The organism is Sphingomonas hengshuiensis (assembly GCF_000935025.1).
Taxonomy (GTDB): domain Bacteria; phylum Pseudomonadota; class Alphaproteobacteria; order Sphingomonadales; family Sphingomonadaceae; genus Sphingomonas; species Sphingomonas hengshuiensis.
Window position 1 is genome coordinate 2,532,678 of sequence record NZ_CP010836.1, and the last position, 18,100, is coordinate 2,550,777.

The window sequence follows — 18,100 nt, forward strand, 5'->3', positions numbered from 1 at the left end:
TGCACGCGGGGATTTTTCGAAGGGACGGGAATGTCGAGCGAGATCGCCGAAGTCGATGCAGAGGGAGCGCCTGTCGCGCCCCCGGCAAAATCGAAGAAGAAGCTTATCATTATAGGCGCGGCTGCAGCGGCAATGCTGCTGGGCGGCGGCGGTGGCGCGTTCATGATGCTGTCGGGCGGGTCCACGCCCGAGGGCGAAGAGGCGCAGGTCGAGGCCGGGCATGCCAAGCCCGCCAAGGCCGAGGGCGACCATGGCGGCGAGGGCGGTGAAGGCGAGGCGGCATTTTTCGACGTGCCCCCGATGATCGTCAACCTCCGCTCGCCCGATGGCGCCGCGCGCTTCCTGAAGCTGCATTTCATGCTGGTTCCGGGCCCCGACGCGACCGAGGAGGTCCTGAAGGAAAAGGTGCCGTTGATCCTCGACGCCTATCAGCCCTTCCTGCGCGAACTGCGGCCCGAGGACCTCGCGGGATCGGCCGCAGTATTCCGGATCAAGGAAGAGCTGCTGGTCCGCGCCACGGCGGCGGTCGGCGACGGCGTGGTCAAGGACATCTTGATCCAGGACCTGATCCAGCAATGATCGACCTAGACGATTTCGAGCTGCCCGAACCCCCGATCGCCGCAGGCGGCGGTGGCGGCGATGCGCGGTTCGACCAGTCCGACATCGACGCGTTGTTCGGCGACTTCGGCGGCCCGACCGAGCGCAAAAAGGGCCTTCGCGCGGTCATCGAGTCCAAGGTCATCAGCCATGAGCGGCTGCCGATGCTGGAGGTGGTGTGCGACCGCGTCGTGCGCGCCTTTGCCAGCTCGATGCGCAACCTGACCTCGGACGCGATCGACGTCAGCCTCGAGGAAGTCACCTCGATCCGCTTCGGCGAATTCATGAACCGTGTCGCGCTGCCCGCGATGGTCGGCGTGTTCCAGTTCGTCGAATGGGAAAGCTATGGCATCGTCACGGTCGAATCCGGGCTGATCTATGCCGTGGTCGACGCGCTGCTCGGCGGGCGCGGCGGGCATCCGCCGATGCTGATCGACGGGCGCGCCTTCACCACGATCGAGACCGGGCTGGTCTCGCGCATGCTCGACCTCGCGCTGCGCGACTTTGCCGAGGCGTTCGCCCCGATCGAGCCGATCACGATGAACCTCGAGCGGATCGAGACCAACCCGCGCTTCGCCGCGATCGCCGGCCCCAGCAACCTGTGCGCGGTCGCCACCTTTCGCGTCGACATGGACGGGCGTGGCGGACGCTTCACACTGCTGTTCCCCTATGCCGCGCTCGAGCCGGTGCGGCACAAGCTGCTCCAGCGTTTCATGGGCGAGAAGAGCGGGCGCGACAGCATCTGGGAGGCGCATATGGGCGCCGAGATCCGCAAGACCAATGTGTCGGTCAACGTCGTGCTGGGCGAGACGCGGATGCCGCTCAGCGCGCTCGAGCATCTCGCGGTGGGCCAGACGATCCAGCTCCACAAGAGCCCCGACGACCCGCTCGATATCGCGAGCGGCGGCGTGACGCTGGCCCGCGCCCAGATCGGCCAGCGCAGCGGCAAGGTCGCCGTGCGGCTGGTTTCGAATGTTTCCAACGAAAGGACCAAGGCATGAGCCCCGCAATTGTCGCCGATGTGCTGACGATGATCCTGTGTACCGCCGTGCTGATCCAGAGCGTGCGGATGATGCGCAGCCTGCGCACGGTCAAGGACGGCGCGCTGACTCAGGTGGTCGACGCGCTGGAAAAGGCGACCGGCCAGGCGCGGATCGTGCTGTCCGACATGAAGAAGACGCTCGCCACCGATTGCGCGCAGCACGCGCGCGTCGTCGAGCAGGCACGCATGCTGTGCGACGAGCTGAGCGTGATGACCGGGATCGCCGATTCGGCGTGCGAGCGCATCGTCACTGCGGTCGGGCTGGCCAATGGCCAGCGCAACGCGACTGCCTTTGACGACGAAGCGCCGGCCGAGGATCCCGTCGCCGCACAGGCGGCCGCGTGATGGCACGCCCCTCGCTTTTGCTGATGATGGCGGGCGCCGCCGCGCTGACCGTGGTGGCGAACGCCGCCGCGCTCACCGCGCCGCAGGATGCCCAGCCCAAGACCCGGCTCGGCAATTCGATCGAGAAGGACCTGAAGGCGAACGATGCCGCAGCCGCGCGGCGCAACCGCGGGCTCGACCTGCGCGAGCAAGCGGCGAAGGCCGCCGAGGCACGGCTCCAGGCCGAGCTGGAGGCGCGGCAGAAGGAAGCGGCGGGCCCCGCCGGCGCCGAGGCCGCCGAGGCGCAGTTCGACGGGCTCGCGCGCATCTATCAGGCGATGAAACCCGCCAAGGCTGCGGTCGTGTTCGAACAGCTCGACATGGAAGTGCAGATGAAAGTGGCGCAGCGGATGCGCGACCGCTCGACCGCGATGATCCTCGCCGCGATGTCGCCCAAGGGCGCGGCGGCGCTGAGCATGGCGCTGGCCCGCAAGAGCGCGAAGGCCGGGGCGGCGGCGCCGGGCAAGGCGCGGTAGGCGCCATTCGCACGGAGGTCCCCCTCACCCTTCCGCGCCTCCGGCGCTCCCTCCCTCTCCCACAAGGGGAGAGGGACGCTTAAATCCCTCTCCCCTCGGAAGAGGGAGGGAGCCGCGAAGCGGCGGAAGGGTGAGGGCGACGACGCTGCAAATGCGATCCCCCGCCCCACCAGCCGCAAACCACAGCAAAAGGCCTCGGCACGCCAAGCGCGCCGAGGCCTTTTGCTGTTGTCCACGGGGGCGCTAACTCACCCCCGATTGGCCCCCACCTCCACGATCAGCACGCGCGATACCCCCGGCGCACTCGCGTGGATCGCGGCAGTCAGGTCATGGTCCATTTGCGCGACATCGACGGCCCGCAGGCCAGACACGTTCAGCCGCGCGAACTCCAGCGCAGCCGCAACGGTCGCCGCGCGCAGCGCCGGCAGTTCGGTCGTCACCTTGGCCGCCGCCTCGGCATTCGCGGCCTCCAGCACCAGCTTGAAGCGCAGCGCGCCGGTAACGCGGTCGAACTCGACCACCGGCACGGTGATTTCCTCCATCGGGACGAGATGCAGCCCTTCGGCCCCCGCACCGCCGCCGCCGCCGCCCGACGCCTGCGCGCCCGCGCCCAGAAAGGGCACCAGCGCACTCGTTATCGCGAGTGCCGCCAAGCGTCCCCTGCGCACCATAAATCTCCCGTCCTCCAGCGCGCCAGAGCGGCGGCCATCGCTCTATAATAGAGGAAATTCATCGCGAAGGTGCCCGTTTGAGCTACGATCAACGCCCCGGCAAACTGCGTGTCGTCCAGGAACACGCCGGTTCGGGCCAGCGCCGGGGCGAACAGCCCCCTACGTCCGACATGGCGGCTGCCGGTACGGTCGACCCCGCCAATCCCGGTGCCGCCACGCCTTCCGCCCCCGCCGCAGGCGGGCTTCCGGTGCTGGGTGCCGCGCTGTTCCTCCTCGCCTGCGCGGGCGGGGGCGTTGCGCTTGCGGTCATCCGCCCCTTCGGGATCTGGTGATGCGCGCAGCCCTGATCGCACTCGCGGCCAGCACCGCCGCGGCGTCGCCGTCTGCGTCCCCTCCCCACGCCGCCGAGACGCACGCAGCCGAGCCCGCCGCCAAGCCGAGCTCGCAGACCCCGACCGGCCTTCCCTTCGCGGCCGAGCTGGCGCAGCAGCCCGCAATCACCGGCCCCGCGGCGTGGCACGGCGACATCGGCGCGACCGCCTGGGCAAAGCTCGCCAAGGCGAAGCCCGAGCGCCGCCAGCAGACGCGATGGAACTACGCGGTCGGGCTGATCGCCGCCGGGCGCGGCCCCGAGGCGCTGGGCGTGCTCGACACGATGCGCACCGGCGATCGCGACCTGATGCTGGTTCCCCAGTTCCAGCTTGCCCGCGGCGTCGCTCTCGCGCTGGCGGACCATCATGCCGACGCGCTGGCCGCGCTGGAAACCGCCGAACTGGCCGGCAACCCAGAGGCGTGCACCTGGCGGATGCGCGCCCATGCCGCACTGGGCGAGGCAGTGGAGGCAGTGCGCACGATCAACTGCGCGCTGCCCGCGATCAATGCCCGCAGCCGCGACGTCCGCGCGCCGTTCGTGCTCGCCGCAGCCGAAGCGGCGATCGCGGCGGGCCAGCCGCAACCGGCGCTGGCATGGCTCAAGCTGTTCGAAGACAATGATTCAGCCGCCAATGCGCTGCGCGGGCGGGCGCTGCTGGCGCTCGGCAAGCTTCCCGAGGGCACGCTGCGGCTCGAGCGCGCGCTGCGTGACGCCGACGCCACGACAAAGCCGGCGATCCAGCTCGCGCTGCTCGAATCGCGGATTGCCACGCACCGGCTTCCGCCCGCCGATGCGATCAAGCAGCTCGAGGTGCTGCGCTATAGCTGGCGCGGCGGCGAGACCGAGGAACGGGCGCTGCGGTTGCAGTTCAAGCTGGCGAACGAGGCGCACGATCTGCGCGGTTCGCTGCGCGCCGGCGCGACGCTGCTGCGCTGGTTCAAGCTCGGCGCCGAATCCGCACCGATGCTCGCCGCGCTCCGCGCGATGCTGAGCGCGACGCTGGGACCCGATAGCGGCGTGCCGCTGCCCGAAGCGGCGGGGCTGTACTGGGATTATCGCGAGCTGGCGCCGGCCGGCGTCGAGGGCGATGCACTGGTGCTCCGCCTCGCCGATCGGCTGGAGGCCGCCGGGCTCTATGCCCGCGCCGCCGAACTGCTCGAATATCAGCTGATGCAGCGGATGCAGGACGTCGCGCAGGGGCCGATGTCGGTAAAGGTCGCCGAACTCCACATCCTCGCGGGCAAGCCCGAGCGCGCGATCCAGGCGCTGCACGACACCGAACAGCCCAGCTATTCGGATGCGATGCGCCGGGACCGCAAGCGCATGGAGGCCGTCGCGCTGCACCGGATGGGCAAGGACGAAGCCGCGATGGCGGCGCTCGACGATGTCGGCGACGATGATGCGCTGCGCGCCGAGATCCAGTGGCGTGCCAAGAATTGGGCGGCCTTTGCGAGCGCCAACGAAGCGCGGCTGCCCGCGCCGCGCGGGCTGAGCGAACCCTCGCAGGCGGCAGTGCTCCGCCAGGCAGTGGCGCTGGCGATGCTGGGCCGCGAGGATGCGCTGAAGGCGTTGCGCGCGCGCTACGCCGCCGGCTTCGCCAAGCTGCCGAGTGCGGAGGCGTTCGACGTGCTGACGCAGGGCGCGGCATCGGTCGACCCGGCCCGGATCGCCGCCGCCATGGCCGCGATTCCCGAGGCCAGCCCGGCGGGCGAGATCGGCGACCTGCTCGACGCGACGCAGTGAGCGCGAGGTTGGCGGGGCAGCGAAGCACGCAGTCCCGCCGCCGCCACATATATCGCATTTATATCATTGATTAATAACGTTTTTATAAACGAGCGCCTGCCGCGACGATCGCTGCCGGATCGCATCGCTATGGGCAACGTTCGCCACGTTCGCCGGATCATCGACCCGGGGGGAAATCCGGCGCGCGCGCGTCAGAGGTAGCTGACGAGGCTCAGGCTGGAGAGCTGGGCGAAGACCGAATAGCTCGCCTGGAGCATCGTCTTCTGCTGCGCCAGGTCGACCGCGACCTGACCCAGATCGGCGTCCTCGTTGCTTTCGATCACGCCCGAGAGCAGCAGCCCGCGCGCTTCGCCGCGCTGGGTGAGCGTCTCGACCTGGACCTGCTTGCGGCCATTCTCCGCATTGACGTCGCGCAGGCTGCCAAGCCCGTTGTCGAGTTCGCCGACCGCCTGTTGCAGCGCAGTCAACTGCGCCGCATTCGGCGTCTCGGTGATCGAGCCGGCCTGGGCCAGCGTGCGGAAGGCGGCGTACAGGTCCTTGCCCATCGCGCTGGCGGTGATGCCATAGGTCACGTCGACGCCGTCGGCGACTCGCGCCTTGGCACGGACCGTGTCGTCTCGGAATGCGGAATCGGCGTCGGTCGTAGCGACGGCGCTCAGCGTGTCGGGGACGAAGGGCGTGGTATCCGACTGGGCCCCGCCGAACAGCGGCGTGCCGCCCTCGGCCGAATTGAGCGACGAGCGATATTGCGCGAACGCGGTCTCGATCGCCTCCTGCAAGCCCGCAGCCTTGCCGGTGCCGACCGCCGTGATGATCTGCTCGCGCAGGCTGGCGACCGCCGATTCGACGCCCTCCAGATGCCCCTGATAGAGCGAAAGCGTGGTGCCGACGCGCTTGGACACCGTCGATTGCGCCTCCTGCCGCGCGAGCAGGCTGTGTGCCGAGAGGTTGCGCACCGTCTCGGTGCCGAGATCGGCGAAATCGGACGCCTTCTTGCCGGTCGACAGCCGCGTCTGGCTGATCGCCAGCTTCTGCTGCGAACGCTGGATCGCGTCCGACATGGTGCGCTGGAGCGGAATGGTGGCGACGCGGTTCATGGTTCTTCCCTCAGCGGATCATGTTGAGCAGCGTGTCGTACATTTCGGTGGCGGTGGTGATCACCCGCGCCGCGGCGGAATAGCTGTTCTGGAGCACCACCATCTGCGCCAGTTCCTCGTCGATATTGACGCCGGAAAAGCTGTCGCGCCGGTTGACGGCGTCGTCGCGCCGCGCGCCCGCATCGTCCAGCTTCGACTGGGCCTGTGCCGCCTCCAGCCCCGTGCGCCCCAGCAGCGTCGCGGAGAAGCGCTCGACGGTGGTGACACCGTCCTTGCCGAGGTCGACGGCGGTGGCGAGCTGGTCGACGAATGCCGTCGCGCCGCGCACATCGCCCGTCCCGAGTGCCTTCGCGCCCACCGCCGCGCTTTCCTGAAGCCGAGCCAGCGGCAGCCGCGCGGGGTCGTTGAGCATCGTCGGATCGACTTCGCCCGTGCTCAGCCCGCTCGCCGCGCCGCTCAGCCCCATCAGCGCCGAAAAATTGCGGCCCGTGCCCTGGCGATCGGTCGAATCCGAAGGGATCGACAGCGTCGCCCCCGCCACCGTCGCGGCGGCGGTGAACCCCATCCGCCCGCGGCTGTCGAGCGCGAAGGTGCCGAAATTGCCGAGCGGGCTGGCGTTGAGATCGTCGGCAAGGTCGCCGAAGCTGCCCCCCGCCGCCGCGGTCAGCGTGTAGCTGGTCAGCGCGCGCCCGGTGGTGTCGCGCAGCACGATCTGCGTCGTCTCGCCCGCAGCGAAGCCATGGGGGTCGCTGCTTGCGAAACCCGAGGGGACCAGCGAACTGGCGTCGCTGCGGACGAGGTCGTTGAGCCCGAAATATTGCGACACCCCCACCCCGGCGCGCGCGCTGGGGGTGGTCGCGTCCTGCGCGACGACGACGCCGTTTCCGCTGCCGGTCGCCGTCAGCGTCAAGGCACCATTGGCGAAGCTCGCGGTCGCCGCGCCGCCCAGCCCGCTATTGATCGCGGTGACCATGTCGTCGACCGTCGCCGTCGCCGGAAGCGCGCTGAAATCCACGCTTGTCTTCGCGACCAAAGTGCCGTTCGCCGCCGTAACCGCAAAGGTCGCGGCGCCGGTGAAGCCCAGCCGGTCGCTCCCCGCCAGCCCGGTATTGCGCCCTTTGAGCGACGCGGGCGCGGGAACCGTGGTGCCGGCATTGGACACGGCGTTGAGCGTCTCCGCCAGGCCCGAGAACAGCACGCCGAGCTTCTCCGAAAAGGCCGGCAGCGCGCGGTCGCGCAAGTCGAGCAGCCCGCCCAGCTTGCCGCCGACCGCCGAGGATTCGAGCGCCTCGCCGGTCGATGCGCCGGGCGTCCCGTCGTCATTGGCGAAGCGCACTTCGATATTGGGATAGATTGGCTGCGACGTCCCCTGCCCGCCAATCGGGTAGGAGAGCTGGCGGAGCCGCTTGTCGAGCAGCACCTGTCCCGAAGCCGTGTCGATCGAGACCCGGCCATCGGGCTGTTCGCGCACCGTGACCGAGACCAGGCTGCTCAGTTCCTCGATCGCGCTCATCCGCTGGTCGGCGGAGCCGCCGGCGCTGCGCCCCTGCCCGACCGCAGCCGATACCGCGCCGTTCAGGTCATGGATGCGCGACAGCAGCGTGTTGATCTTGTCGACCGAATAGCCGACCTCGGACTCCACGTCGCCGCGCAGCCCTTCCACGTCGCTGTCGAGCTGCTGCATCGACGTGATCGCGTCCTGGACGTCCGCGGTGAACGCCGCCGCCGTCTGGCTCGTCGACTGCGATCCGGTCATCGCCACCGCCGATGCCGAGATCGCGTCGAGCCGCGCGGGCAGCCCCGAGGCGGCGCCGGGTTCGCCAAGCAGCGACTGGAGCCGGTCGAGGTAATTGGCGGTCACTTCCGCGCGGCCATGATCCCCCGCACGCCGATAGACGGTCGCCTCGAGGAAGCGATCCGCGACGCGCGTCGGCTCGCCGACGACGACGCCGTTGACATGCCCCGACGTAACCGCGGTCGTGAGCGAAACCCGCTCGCGGGCATAGCCGGAGACGCCGACATTGGCGATGTTGTTCGATACCGAGCGGAGCCCGGCCTGGGCTGCTGCCAGGCCGGACACCGCGGAGCCGAGAACTTGCGAGAGCGACACGCCGGGGTTCCAATCCTAAGTCAGGAGATCAGCGCTTGAGGTCGCTCACTTCGCGCAGCATGTCGTCGACCGTCGTGATGATCTTCGACGACGCGCTATAGGCACGCTGAAACCGGATCATGTTGGTGAACTCGCCCGCGAGATCGACCGTCGAAGCCTCCAGCGCATTGGCCGAGACCGCGCCCGCGCCCAGCGCGCCCGGCGGGTTCAGCGTCATGCTGCCCGATTCCTGGCTGACCGTGTAGGCGTTGCCCGACAGGCTGCTGAGGCCGTCGGGATTCTGGAACGTCGCGATCGGCAACTGGAACACCGAGCGCGACGTGCCGTCGTCGAAGATCGCCTTGACGACGCCGGCCTTGTTGATCTCGATCGACGACAGGTTGCCCAGCATGCCGCCATCGACGTTCGATGAGATCAGCGCGGATTCGCTGCCGAACTGGGTGATCCCGTCGATCCCGCCGTCATTGCCCAACTCGACGTTCAGCGGCACCGAGGCCGCGTCGTTGGTCCAACTGATGCTCAGCGGGTCGAACAGCGCTGCGGTCGATCCGGCGCGATCCAGACTGCCGTCCGAATTGAACTTTAGCGTGCCGCTGGCCAGCACGCCGTCGGTCGCGGTCACGTCGGTGGCGGGCACCGCATAGGTCTCCGCCGCCCAGGTGTTCGACCCGGTTTTCGCATATGCCATCGTGATCCGGTGCGCGCTGCCCTGCGCGTCATAGACGTCGAACGAGCGCTGGAACTGGGGCGTCACCGTGCCCGTGGCCATGTCGCCGGCGGTATAGGCACCCGCGATGGCGGTCGCGGAGGATTGCAGGTTTGCCCGTACCTGGATCTTGGTGGTCGGCGCCGCGGTCCCGGTCAGGTCACTGACTCGCACCGTCTGGAGCGCCGCCACCGCGCCGGTGTTGGTATAGGCGCCGGAGGCGTCGAGCCGCCAGCCATAGAGATACAGCCCGCTCGAATTGCGCAGATAGCCCTGTTCGTCGGGCTTGAACGATCCTGCGCGGGTAAAGGCGACTTCACCAGAGCCGGCCGCGCCGGTACGCGTCACGAAGAAGCCGCCGCCATCGATCGCGATGTCGGTGTTGCTCGACGACGCCTGGAGCAGGCCCTGCTTCGAAATCTGCGCGGTAGAGGCCGCCATCACGCCGCCCGCGGCATAGGTGCCGCCGGAATTGTTGCCGGTGACGAGCGTGCGGAACTGGGCTTCGGTGCCCTTGTATCCGATCGTGTTGATGTTGGTGATGTTGTCCGCGACGGTCGCCATCGCGCTGGCATGCGCGCTGAGGCCGGACACGCCGGCATAAAGAGCGGAATAAAGGCTCAAGGTTGTGCACTCCCGACGAAGCCCGCGCCTGGACGCGCTGGGCCATGGTCTATTGTAGGATGATCGCCGCCGACTCCCAACGCTCGGCAAAAATTGCCGGGTCCGCGCCCGCGTTCGATCATTGCTCCTATAATAGCAGCAGCGACACTCGATAACGGGATTATCCACCATGCTGCGCATCACGCTTCGCGACGGGGAAAAGGCGATCGTCAACGGCGCCGTATTGCGCGCCGTCGGCCGCACCCAGATCGCCGTCGAGAACCAGGTATCGATCCTGCGCGGGCGCGAAGTGATGCAGCCCGAGGAAGCGACGACCACCGCGCGCCAGCTCTATTTCTCGACCATGCTCGCCTATATCGATCCCGCCGGCCGCGCCGGGCACCAGGATGCGATCATCCGCTCGATCGGCACGCTGGTGACGGTGATGGCCGCGCCCGAAGCGCGCGCCGCGTGCCTCGCCTTCGCGCACGACGTCGCGCAGGGGGATTATTACAAGGCGCTGGCGGCGGCGCGCGAGCTGATCGCGTTCGAAACCGCCGCGCTCGATTCCGTACAGGCCGCCTGAGGGCCGGACGATGCAGACGCTGGCCAGCGCCGCCCGCGCGATCCGCGACATGGTGCCCGATCGCCGCTTTGGCCGGGTCGTCGCGGTGCGCGGCGCGCTGATCGAAGTCGAAGGGCTCACCGGCGTCGCGCAGATCGGCAGCCGCGTCGAGATCATGACCGCCAATGGCTGTGTCCAGGCCGAAGTGACGGCGCTAGACCGCGATGTCGCGCTGTGCCTGCCGTTCGTCGATCCGCAGGGCGTCGGGCTGGGCGCGCGCGCCGATCTGGGCGCCGGGCAGTTCACGGTCCGCCCGTCGACCGCGTGGCTGGGCCGGATGATCGACGGCCTGGGCCGCCCGATCGACGGCATGGGCAGCCTCGCCAATGGCGCCGATCCGCAGCCGATCAAATCCCCTCCCCCCGCCGCCGCCAATCGCGCGCGCGTGGGTGCCCGGATCGAGACCGGCGTCCGCACGCTCGATCTGTTCGCGCCCCTTTGCCTGGGCCAGCGGCTCGGGCTGTTCGCGGGTTCGGGGGTCGGCAAGTCGGTGCTGCTGTCGATGCTCGCGCGGTGGACGCAGTGCGACGTGGCGGTGATCGGGCTGATCGGCGAGCGCGGTCGCGAAGTGCAGGAATTCATCGAGGACGATCTGGGGCCGGAGGGCATGGCGCGATCGGTGGTGGTCGTCGCCACCTCCGACGAACCCGCGCTGATGCGCCGCCAGGCGGCGTGGACGACGCTCGCCGTCGCCGAGCATTTTCGCGACCGCGGCCTCAACGTGCTGTGCCTGATGGACTCGGTCACGCGCTTCGCCATGGCCCAGCGCGAAATCGGGCTAGCCAGCGGCGAGCCCCCCGCGACCAAGGGCTATACCCCCACCGTGTTCGCCGAACTGCCGCGCCTGCTGGAGCGCGCCGGGCCGGGTGAGCCGGGCAAGGGCATGATCACCGGACTGTTCACCGTGCTGGTGGACGGCGACGACCATAACGAACCCGTCGCCGATGCCGTGCGCGGCATTCTCGACGGCCATGTCGTGATGCGCCGCGCGATCGCCGAGCGCGGCCGCTACCCGGCGATCGACGTCCTCAAATCGGTGTCGCGCACGCTGCCGCACTGCCTGTCCGCCGAGGCGAATGCCACGCGGATCGCCGCGCGCAAGCTGTTGTCGACCTATGCCGATATGGAGGAAATGGTGCGGCTGGGCGCGTACAAGGCGGGATCGTCGCCCGAAGTCGACCGCGCCGTCGCACTCGCTCCGCGCATCGAGGCGCTGATCAATCAGGGCAAGGACGATCCCGGCAACGCCGATGCCGCGTTCACAGCCCTTTCCGAAATCGTCGCCGAGGCGGCGCTGGAGACCGTGCAATGACTCCGTTCGATACCGCGCTTCGCGTGCAACGCCGCGAAGTGGACGCCGTCCGCGTTTCGATCAGCGTTGAAATCGAGCGGATCACCGAGATCGAGACGCGCAGCCGCGCGCACGACACTCGCATGATCGATGAGCGCGCGCTCGCCTATGCGCTGCCGGTCGCATCCGATGCCTGGACGGCGCGGATGCGGAGCGAGCGGATGCGGCTGCACGACGCCGCAGTGCTGGCCGACGCGCGGCTCCGCCGGCTGCGCGAGCAGGCGGTCGAGGCCTATGGCACGATGCGCGCGATCGAGGGTGCCGCCGAGCGCCATCAGGACGAAGAGGATCGCATCGTCGCCAGCGCCGAACAGAGCGCCGCCGACGACATCGCCGCCGCGCAATTCCTGCGCGCCCGCCGCATCCGGGGAGCACGCCGATGATCCCGCGCCCCGATCTCGGCACGCTGACGCCGACCCAGCGCGCGCAGGTCATCTACACCGAAGCGCGCTCCGAACTATCGAGCCGTCTGTGGCGCGCGGCGCTGGGCGATGCCGACCAGCCAGCGCGCGACGGCGGATCGATCACCTCCCCAGGTATGGCGATCGATTCGCTGCTCGAGCTGGTGCGCGGCAAGCCGCAGGCCGAAGCAGCGATGCCCGCCCCCGCACTGGCGGGCGCGCAGGAGGCGCCGACCGGGCACTGCGCCTGCACCTGCACCTGCGCATGCCATGCCAACCGCTCCCACGCCGCCGACCCTGGCGCGCGCGACGTGCTGTCCGCGCCCGCGGCGATGGCGCGCGCGCCGATCGCCGGGATCGCCGAGACGGCAATGCAGCTGGGCAGCAACGCGCGTTTCGCGGGCGCGTTCGCGGTGGCCGCACAGCGCAGCGGCATCCCCGCATCCGCGCTCGCGGCGATCGTCGATGCCGAAGCCGCCAAGGGCCGCGACGGCAGCTGGAACATCCATTCGCGCAATCCGCGTTCGAGCGCCGCAGGGCTTGGCCAGTTCCTGAGCGGGACCTGGCAGGATCTGGCGCAGACCAAGGGGAGCTGGCTCAACGACGAAGCCGCCCGACGCGGCTGGCTCGATCCGCAGGGCAAGGTCGATCCGGCGAGCCGCGCCGAACTGCTCGCGCTGCGCTATGATCCCGCGGCGGCGATCGTCAGCATCGGCGATCTGGCCAAGCTCAATCTCGACCGGCTGGAGAAATCGGGGGTGCGCGTGCGCGCCGATTCGGAGACCTTGGCCAAGGCGGCGTATCTCAGCCATCATCTCGGGCTCGGCGACGCGCGCCGGTTCCTGGCGGGCGGGATCGATTCGGATCGCGCACGCACGCTGCTGGCGGCGCAGATCGGCTCCGACGCGGCGCAGCAGCGAATCGCGTCGACCGGCGACGCGAGCGCGGCGCACCGGCAATGGCTGCTCGGCTTCATAAACGACCGGATCAAGCCTCAGCAGTTCGCCAATTCCTAAGATTCGGTCGAATCTCATCCACTAATTTATTAACAGACGCCCGCGGCCCAGACCGCGGGCGTCGTGCTTTCGGCGCGCGCGAAGTCGACTTAAACATCTGTGATAGCGATATTATATTCCACTCACAGCCCGCGCAGCACGAGCGCATCGTCGTGGCGCGTTAAGTATAGGATAGGTAGTAGTCCATACGGCGCCGGTAACTTTCTGATAGGATGACCATGCGCAATGTCTGTCCATGGGAAGCGGCTTTGGTGCCGCGGACCCAGGTCCAACCAGGGGGACACACCGCAATGTCTAAGATCACGATCGCGCTAGAATCTGCCGTCGCCGCCGTTCTCGAGAACAGCCCGAAGGACGCGCCGCAGACCAACCGCCAGCGCGTCAACGTCGATCGCGCCTTCGCGCAGATCCTGAAGCTGATCGCGCCGCGCATCCGCCACTTCATCCGCCAGTACGGCCTGATCGGCCATTGGGACGATGCCGAACAGTGCTGCGCGATTGCCGTCCACCGCGCGATCCAGGCCTATGAGCCCGAAAAGGCCCAGTTCACCACCTTCGTCAACTGGCAGATCCGCGGCGAGTTGCAGAGCCTGCGCTTCCGCCTGATGACCGACCAGCGCCCCTCGGCGAAGAAGGTCGAGGCGACCACGGTTTCGCTCAGCGCCATCGCCCTGTCGCCCGACGGCGACGAAATGTCGCCCGAGGCAATGATCGAGGACGAAGACGCCCTCGCCCGCACCGAAGCCGCCGCATCCGACTATCTCGCCGACGGCGCGATCGACTCGCTGATCGACGCCTATGTCGACCAGCTCCGCCAAGTCGGCGTCGAAGCGCTCCGCCGCCGCCCGCGCCCCAAGCGCGAAGAAGCCGCGCTGCGCCGCGAAGGACCGCGGCTGCGCCACGCGACGCACGGGATCGACCCGACCGAGCTGGAGAAGCTCGAAGCCAAGCTGTCGCGCGATCGCGAGATCGTCGCCCGCCGCGTGTTCCAGACCGCGACTCTTGACGACCTGTCGACCGAGACCGGCGTCACCAAGGAGCGCGTCCGCCAGATCACCAAGCGCGCCGCAAAGGCGATTGCCGAGATCGCCGCCGCCGATCCGCGCTTCGCAGTGATGGCCGAATACGGCGTCCGCGCCGCAAAGCGCCGCCAGCCGGCGCCGTCGACCCTCGCGCCGCTGCTTCCCGACGCCAGCCTGCCGCACAACCGGCTGGCGCGCGTTCGCACGATCGATCCCGTCGAGCTGCGCACGCCCAGCGTTGCGCCCGTTGCGTCCGAAGGCGTCGAGGCGATCCGCCTTGCCGCCGTGCCGCCCAGCGCCGGGCTGCACTGAGCCGGAGCGGCGCAAGACGATCCTATAACCGTCATTCGATACTCTGATGCGACGCCGAGGGGGATTATGCGGACCGACATCGACGGCAATGGCGGCGGTGGCAGCCAGGACTGGGGGACATTGCCGCGCCCGAACCGGCGGCTGACCGAGCTTGCCCAGGAGACCGCACGCTGTGCGCGACCGCTGCTGCCAAGCCCGGAGCTGTTCATGGGGCTCGAGATCAGCGCGGCGGGGGAATTGCGCTTGCTCTGGTGGCGGCACCAGGACCTCGGCCTCGTCGCCGAAATCTCCGCATCGCCTGCGGGCTATTGCCCCGAGGACAGCGACGAAGGCGCGCTACAGGATGTCGCGACTGCGCTGCTGGTCTATCTGTCGGGCCGCTGGCCCAGCCCGCCCGCCGGGCTGGGGGTGATCACCGACGGCACCGGCGTTGCCTTTGCCCCCGATCATCCCGCCCCGTCGGCGCCGGGCTGGCTCGAACGCCAGGCATCGGGGCAATCGCAGCTGCTTACCATCGTGCCGCTCGACCCGACCGGCCCCTGCGCGCTTCTTTGCGGAGCGACTATGGCGACAAGGCTCCATTAAAAGGACAGCCGCCGCGCTTGCGTTATCCAGAAATTAATTCGACATGGCTTCAAAGCGATCGGGAGATGCGCCGCGGAGACCAAGACAATGGTGAAGCTGGAGGACAAGGGTAAGACGCGCATCAGCGCCGCGCGGGCAGTCGTGCCCATCGACCCTTTCCGCGCGCATGTGTTTCCCAACCGCGTGCGCGAACAGCGGCGGCGGCGCGGCTTCCCCAAATTGCTGCGGCTTTCGACTGCGATCCCCGAAATCCCCTATATCCGGTTGTCGAAGATCGAACGCGGCGAAGTCTTCGCGCGCGCCGACGAACTGCGCAGGATCGCCGCGGCGCTCAAAATCCCGCCCGCCGAGCTGTTGCTCGACATCGATGAGCCCGGTTTCGACATTGCCAACTGGGCGATGCCGTTCGCCGATGGCGAAGGCGTCGATCTCGATGAAGAGCGGTTCGCGGTATTGCTGGCGGCGGCGCTGCGCGCACGGCGCAGCGGCGATCCGGACCTCACGATCGCGCGGATCGAACGCGATTTCGGCCTGCCGCCGGTCAATCTCTCGCGGCTGGAGAATGCGCAGAAGCCGTTCGGGCGCTGGAACGCCGCGACACGCCAGGCGCTGTACCGGCTTTTCGACATGCCCAGCGAGCATGGCCTGCGCGCCTGGGTCGACGGCCGGCACCGCGCCGGGACGCTCGATCCGTTCCTGGGTGCGATCGCCGATCCCGCGGCGCGCCATGCGCGCAGCCGCATGCGGATCGCAGAACTGGCAGCGGAGTTGCGCGGACCGCCAAGCGCCGAGCCCGACGCCGCCCCGCCCCCGCGCCTGGCAGCGGCCCCCGCACCAGCAACGGTCCCGCTGCTCCCGATCGCACAGCATGAGCGCCGCATGATCGCGGTGCGCGGCGCGCCGCTGGCCAACGGATTGATCGCCGACGCCGCCACCGATCGCCGAGTCGAAGCGCCCGCCGCGGCGGGTCCGAATGCGTTCGGGCTGAAAGTATGCCGCGCGACGCTGGGCGCGGGGTTGCCTGCGCAGGCGACAGCGATCGTCGATCCCGATCGCTTCCCCGCCCCCGGCGGGCTGGCCGCGCTCAAGGAAGACGAAGGGTGGCGGCTATTGTCGGTCGGCTCGTCGCGCGACGGGCGCATGATCGGCTATAGCGTCAATCCCGACCTGGAAATCGCGCTCGACGATTGCGATCCGGCGCGCCTGGCCGCGGTGGTCGGTGCGATCTTCCTAGACTAAGTATCTGTCCACATGCAGTTCCGCACCCCGCCTCTCCTCCTATAATATGAGGAGGCGGCGCAGGGCCGTCGGGAGAGGTGCGTGCCCCGCATATTGCGTCGACTCTGGAGTTCCTGCCGCGACCTCCTGGTGGCGGTGCTGCCGATCCTTCTGGTCGGCATGATCGGCGGGCAATTCAACGCGTCCGAGCACTTCCACGATTTTATTCATGGCGCAGAATTTGTCGAGCTCGACGAATATGAGCTCGGGCTGCTGGTCTCGGGCCTGTTCTATCTCGGATTGCTCCTGCGCAGGACACGCCGGCTGCGCACCGAATTGAGGATGCGCCGATCCGCCGAACAGGAAGCCAAGCAGCTCGCCGATCATGACGCGCTGACCGGGCTGTCCAACCGACGCTCGCTGACCGCCTATATCGGCGCCGCGCTGCACCCGATCACGCCCGGGACGATGATCAGCGTGCTCGCGATCGATCTCGACCGGTTCAAGCCGATCAACGATACCTATGGCCATGAAGGCGGCGACCTGGCGCTCTGCACGATCGCCAATCGCATCCAGAAGCTGGTCGGCGAACGGGGTGCGGTCGCGCGGATGGGCGGCGACGAATTCGCCTGCGTGATCCGTCATCCGGAGGGGTCGGCACTGCCCATGGAGCTGGCCGAGGCGATCCTGCACGCGGTTGCAAAGCCGATCCAGTTGCGCGGCGGGTTGGCGGAAGTCAGCGCCTCGATCGGCGTCCTCACCGCCGCTCCGGGCAGCCGCAGCGCCGAGGACATATTGGGCGCCGCCGATTTCGCGATGTACCGCGCCAAACGCGCCGGGCGATCCTCCTGTTGCGAGTTCGTGCCCGCGATGGAGGCCGAGATGCGCGACCGCGCTCAGCTTGAACTCGACATGCATGCGGGGATCAACCGCGGCGAATTCATCCCCTATTTCCAGCCGATCGTGATGCTCAGGTCGGGCGAAGTGACGGGGTTCGAGGCGCTCGCGCGGTGGAAGCACCCCAATCGCGGGCTGATCGCGCCCGACATCTTCATCCCGATCGCCGAGGACGCCGGGATGATCCAGGATCTAGGGTTCGCAGTGCTTCGCAAGGCCTGTGCCGAAGCGCGCCACTGGCCCCAGCACCTGACGCTGTCGGTCAACATCTCGCCGCTCCAGCTCAATGATCCGTGGCTGGCGCAACGCATCCTCCAGGTCCTGTGCACCACGGGCTTCCCCGCGGGCCGGTTGATCGTCGAGGTCACCGAGAACCGGCTGGTGCAGGATATGGAGGCCGCGCGCACGATCCTGATGTCGCTCAAAACTGCCGGAATCCAGGTCGCGCTCGACGATTTCGGCACCGGCTATGCCAGCCTCAAGCATCTGCGCGAACTGGCGTTCAATCGGATCAAGATCGATCGCAATTTCGTCCAGGACATGGACGCCGAAGAGAATGGCCAGATCGTCCGCGCGATCCTGAGCCTGAGCGAGGGATTGGGCCTGCCCGTCACTGCCGAGGGAATCGAGACCGACGACAATGCGACGGCGCTGGCGCTGCTCGGCTGCGATTTCGGCCAGGGCTATCTGTTCAGCCGCCCCGTCGATGCCGCTGCCGCACTCCTGATCGCGCGGTCGAGAGCCTATCCCGGCCATGGCACCGACGCGCAACCGCCCGTCCATATCGCCGAACCCGCGATCGGCCAGGCCTCGGCACGCTACGGCACCTGATCGCGCCACGCCCGGCGTGACATCGCGGAAGCGCATGCTA

The 18,100-nt window shown here is 68.6% G+C and carries 18 protein-coding genes; 14 read left to right on the forward strand and 4 right to left on the reverse strand.

The annotated features are described in order from the left end of the window. The first annotated feature begins 30 nt into the window (after window positions 1-30). The 4 genes from TS85_RS11120 to TS85_RS11135 are packed head-to-tail and all read left to right on the forward strand — an operon-like array spanning window position 31 to window position 2,499. Window positions 31-579: a flagellar basal body-associated FliL family protein gene (locus tag TS85_RS11120; RefSeq protein WP_052507857.1), complete on the forward strand. Its 549-nt coding sequence runs from the start codon at window positions 31-33 to the stop codon at window positions 577-579. After that, window positions 576-1,598 carry a flagellar motor switch protein FliM gene (fliM, locus tag TS85_RS11125; protein ID WP_044332196.1) on the forward strand — a complete coding sequence of 341 codons (1,023 nt, stop codon included), beginning with the start codon at window positions 576-578 and terminating at the stop codon, window positions 1,596-1,598. Before TS85_RS11120 ends, fliM begins: the two co-directional genes overlap by 4 nt. Beyond that, window positions 1,595-1,984 (forward strand): DUF6468 domain-containing protein, encoded by a 390-nt coding sequence (locus TS85_RS11130; protein WP_044332197.1) that lies wholly within the window; start codon window positions 1,595-1,597, stop codon window positions 1,982-1,984. The genes fliM and TS85_RS11130 overlap by 4 nt, the downstream gene beginning before the upstream one ends. Next, window positions 1,984-2,499, forward strand: a complete 516-nt coding sequence (locus tag TS85_RS11135) for a magnesium transporter MgtE N-terminal domain-containing protein (protein ID WP_044332198.1) — start codon at window positions 1,984-1,986, stop codon at window positions 2,497-2,499. Before TS85_RS11130 ends, TS85_RS11135 begins: the two co-directional genes overlap by 1 nt. Before the next feature lie 248 nt (window positions 2,500-2,747). Here TS85_RS11135 and TS85_RS11140 read toward each other — a convergent pair whose 3' ends face one another. After that, entirely contained in the window at window positions 2,748-3,152 is a 405-nt protein-coding gene (locus TS85_RS11140; RefSeq protein WP_227698762.1) for a hypothetical protein, read from the reverse strand. A 95-nt stretch (window positions 3,153-3,247) separates the two neighbouring features. Here TS85_RS11140 and TS85_RS11145 point away from each other — a divergent pair, with 95 nt between their 5' ends. Then, on the forward strand, window positions 3,248-3,502 hold the full coding sequence (locus TS85_RS11145; protein ID WP_044332203.1) for a hypothetical protein: 255 nt from the start codon (window positions 3,248-3,250) through the stop codon (window positions 3,500-3,502). Continuing rightward, a complete protein-coding gene (locus TS85_RS11150; protein WP_044332205.1) occupies window positions 3,502-5,286 on the forward strand; it encodes a hypothetical protein in 1,785 nt (594 codons plus the stop codon). Before TS85_RS11145 ends, TS85_RS11150 begins: the two co-directional genes overlap by 1 nt. A gap of 191 nt (window positions 5,287-5,477) precedes the next feature. Here TS85_RS11150 and TS85_RS11155 read toward each other — a convergent pair whose 3' ends face one another. Genes TS85_RS11155 through flgE form a run of 3 tightly spaced genes read right to left on the reverse strand, consistent with a single transcriptional unit; the run spans window position 5,478 to window position 9,823 of the window. Beyond that, entirely contained in the window at window positions 5,478-6,383 is a 906-nt protein-coding gene (locus TS85_RS11155; protein WP_044332207.1) for a flagellin N-terminal helical domain-containing protein, read from the reverse strand. 10 nt (window positions 6,384-6,393) lie between these two features. Next, window positions 6,394-8,493, reverse strand: a complete 2,100-nt coding sequence (locus tag TS85_RS11160; RefSeq protein ID WP_044332208.1) for a flagellar hook-associated protein FlgK — start codon at window positions 8,491-8,493, stop codon at window positions 6,394-6,396. 28 nt (window positions 8,494-8,521) lie between these two features. Further along, window positions 8,522-9,823: a flagellar hook protein FlgE gene (gene flgE / locus TS85_RS11165; protein WP_227698763.1), complete on the reverse strand. Its 1,302-nt coding sequence runs from the start codon at window positions 9,821-9,823 to the stop codon at window positions 8,522-8,524. A 169-nt stretch (window positions 9,824-9,992) separates the two neighbouring features. Between flgE and TS85_RS11170 the strand changes: the two genes are divergently transcribed. The 8 genes from TS85_RS11170 (at window position 9,993) to TS85_RS11205 (ending at window position 18,060) form a co-directional block, all read left to right on the forward strand. Beyond that, the gene (locus TS85_RS11170) at window positions 9,993-10,388 is read left to right on the forward strand and encodes a flagellar biosynthesis repressor FlbT (protein ID WP_044332209.1); all 396 of its coding nucleotides are present in this window, start codon (window positions 9,993-9,995) and stop codon (window positions 10,386-10,388) included. Between the two features lie 10 nt (window positions 10,389-10,398). Continuing rightward, complete coding sequence (fliI, locus tag TS85_RS11175; RefSeq protein ID WP_044332210.1) at window positions 10,399-11,739, forward strand: flagellar protein export ATPase FliI; 1,341 nt, start codon at window positions 10,399-10,401, stop codon at window positions 11,737-11,739. Then, window positions 11,736-12,161, forward strand: coding sequence for a hypothetical protein (locus TS85_RS11180; RefSeq protein ID WP_044332211.1), 426 nt, complete (start codon window positions 11,736-11,738; stop codon window positions 12,159-12,161). Before fliI ends, TS85_RS11180 begins: the two co-directional genes overlap by 4 nt. Beyond that, a complete protein-coding gene (locus TS85_RS11185; protein ID WP_044332212.1) occupies window positions 12,158-13,195 on the forward strand; it encodes a hypothetical protein in 1,038 nt (345 codons plus the stop codon). Before TS85_RS11180 ends, TS85_RS11185 begins: the two co-directional genes overlap by 4 nt. 290 nt (window positions 13,196-13,485) lie before the next feature. Next, entirely contained in the window at window positions 13,486-14,529 is a 1,044-nt protein-coding gene (locus tag TS85_RS11190; protein WP_044332213.1) for a sigma factor-like helix-turn-helix DNA-binding protein, read from the forward strand. 66 nt (window positions 14,530-14,595) lie between these two features. Continuing rightward, the gene (locus tag TS85_RS11195; RefSeq protein WP_044332214.1) at window positions 14,596-15,114 is read left to right on the forward strand and encodes a hypothetical protein; all 519 of its coding nucleotides are present in this window, start codon (window positions 14,596-14,598) and stop codon (window positions 15,112-15,114) included. 87 nt (window positions 15,115-15,201) lie between these two features. Further along, a complete protein-coding gene (locus tag TS85_RS11200) occupies window positions 15,202-16,353 on the forward strand; it encodes a helix-turn-helix domain-containing protein (protein WP_044332215.1) in 1,152 nt (383 codons plus the stop codon). An 81-nt stretch (window positions 16,354-16,434) separates the two neighbouring features. Then, window positions 16,435-18,060 (forward strand): putative bifunctional diguanylate cyclase/phosphodiesterase, encoded by a 1,626-nt coding sequence (locus tag TS85_RS11205; protein WP_155006376.1) that lies wholly within the window; start codon window positions 16,435-16,437, stop codon window positions 18,058-18,060. The last annotated feature ends 40 nt before the right edge of the window (window positions 18,061-18,100 follow it).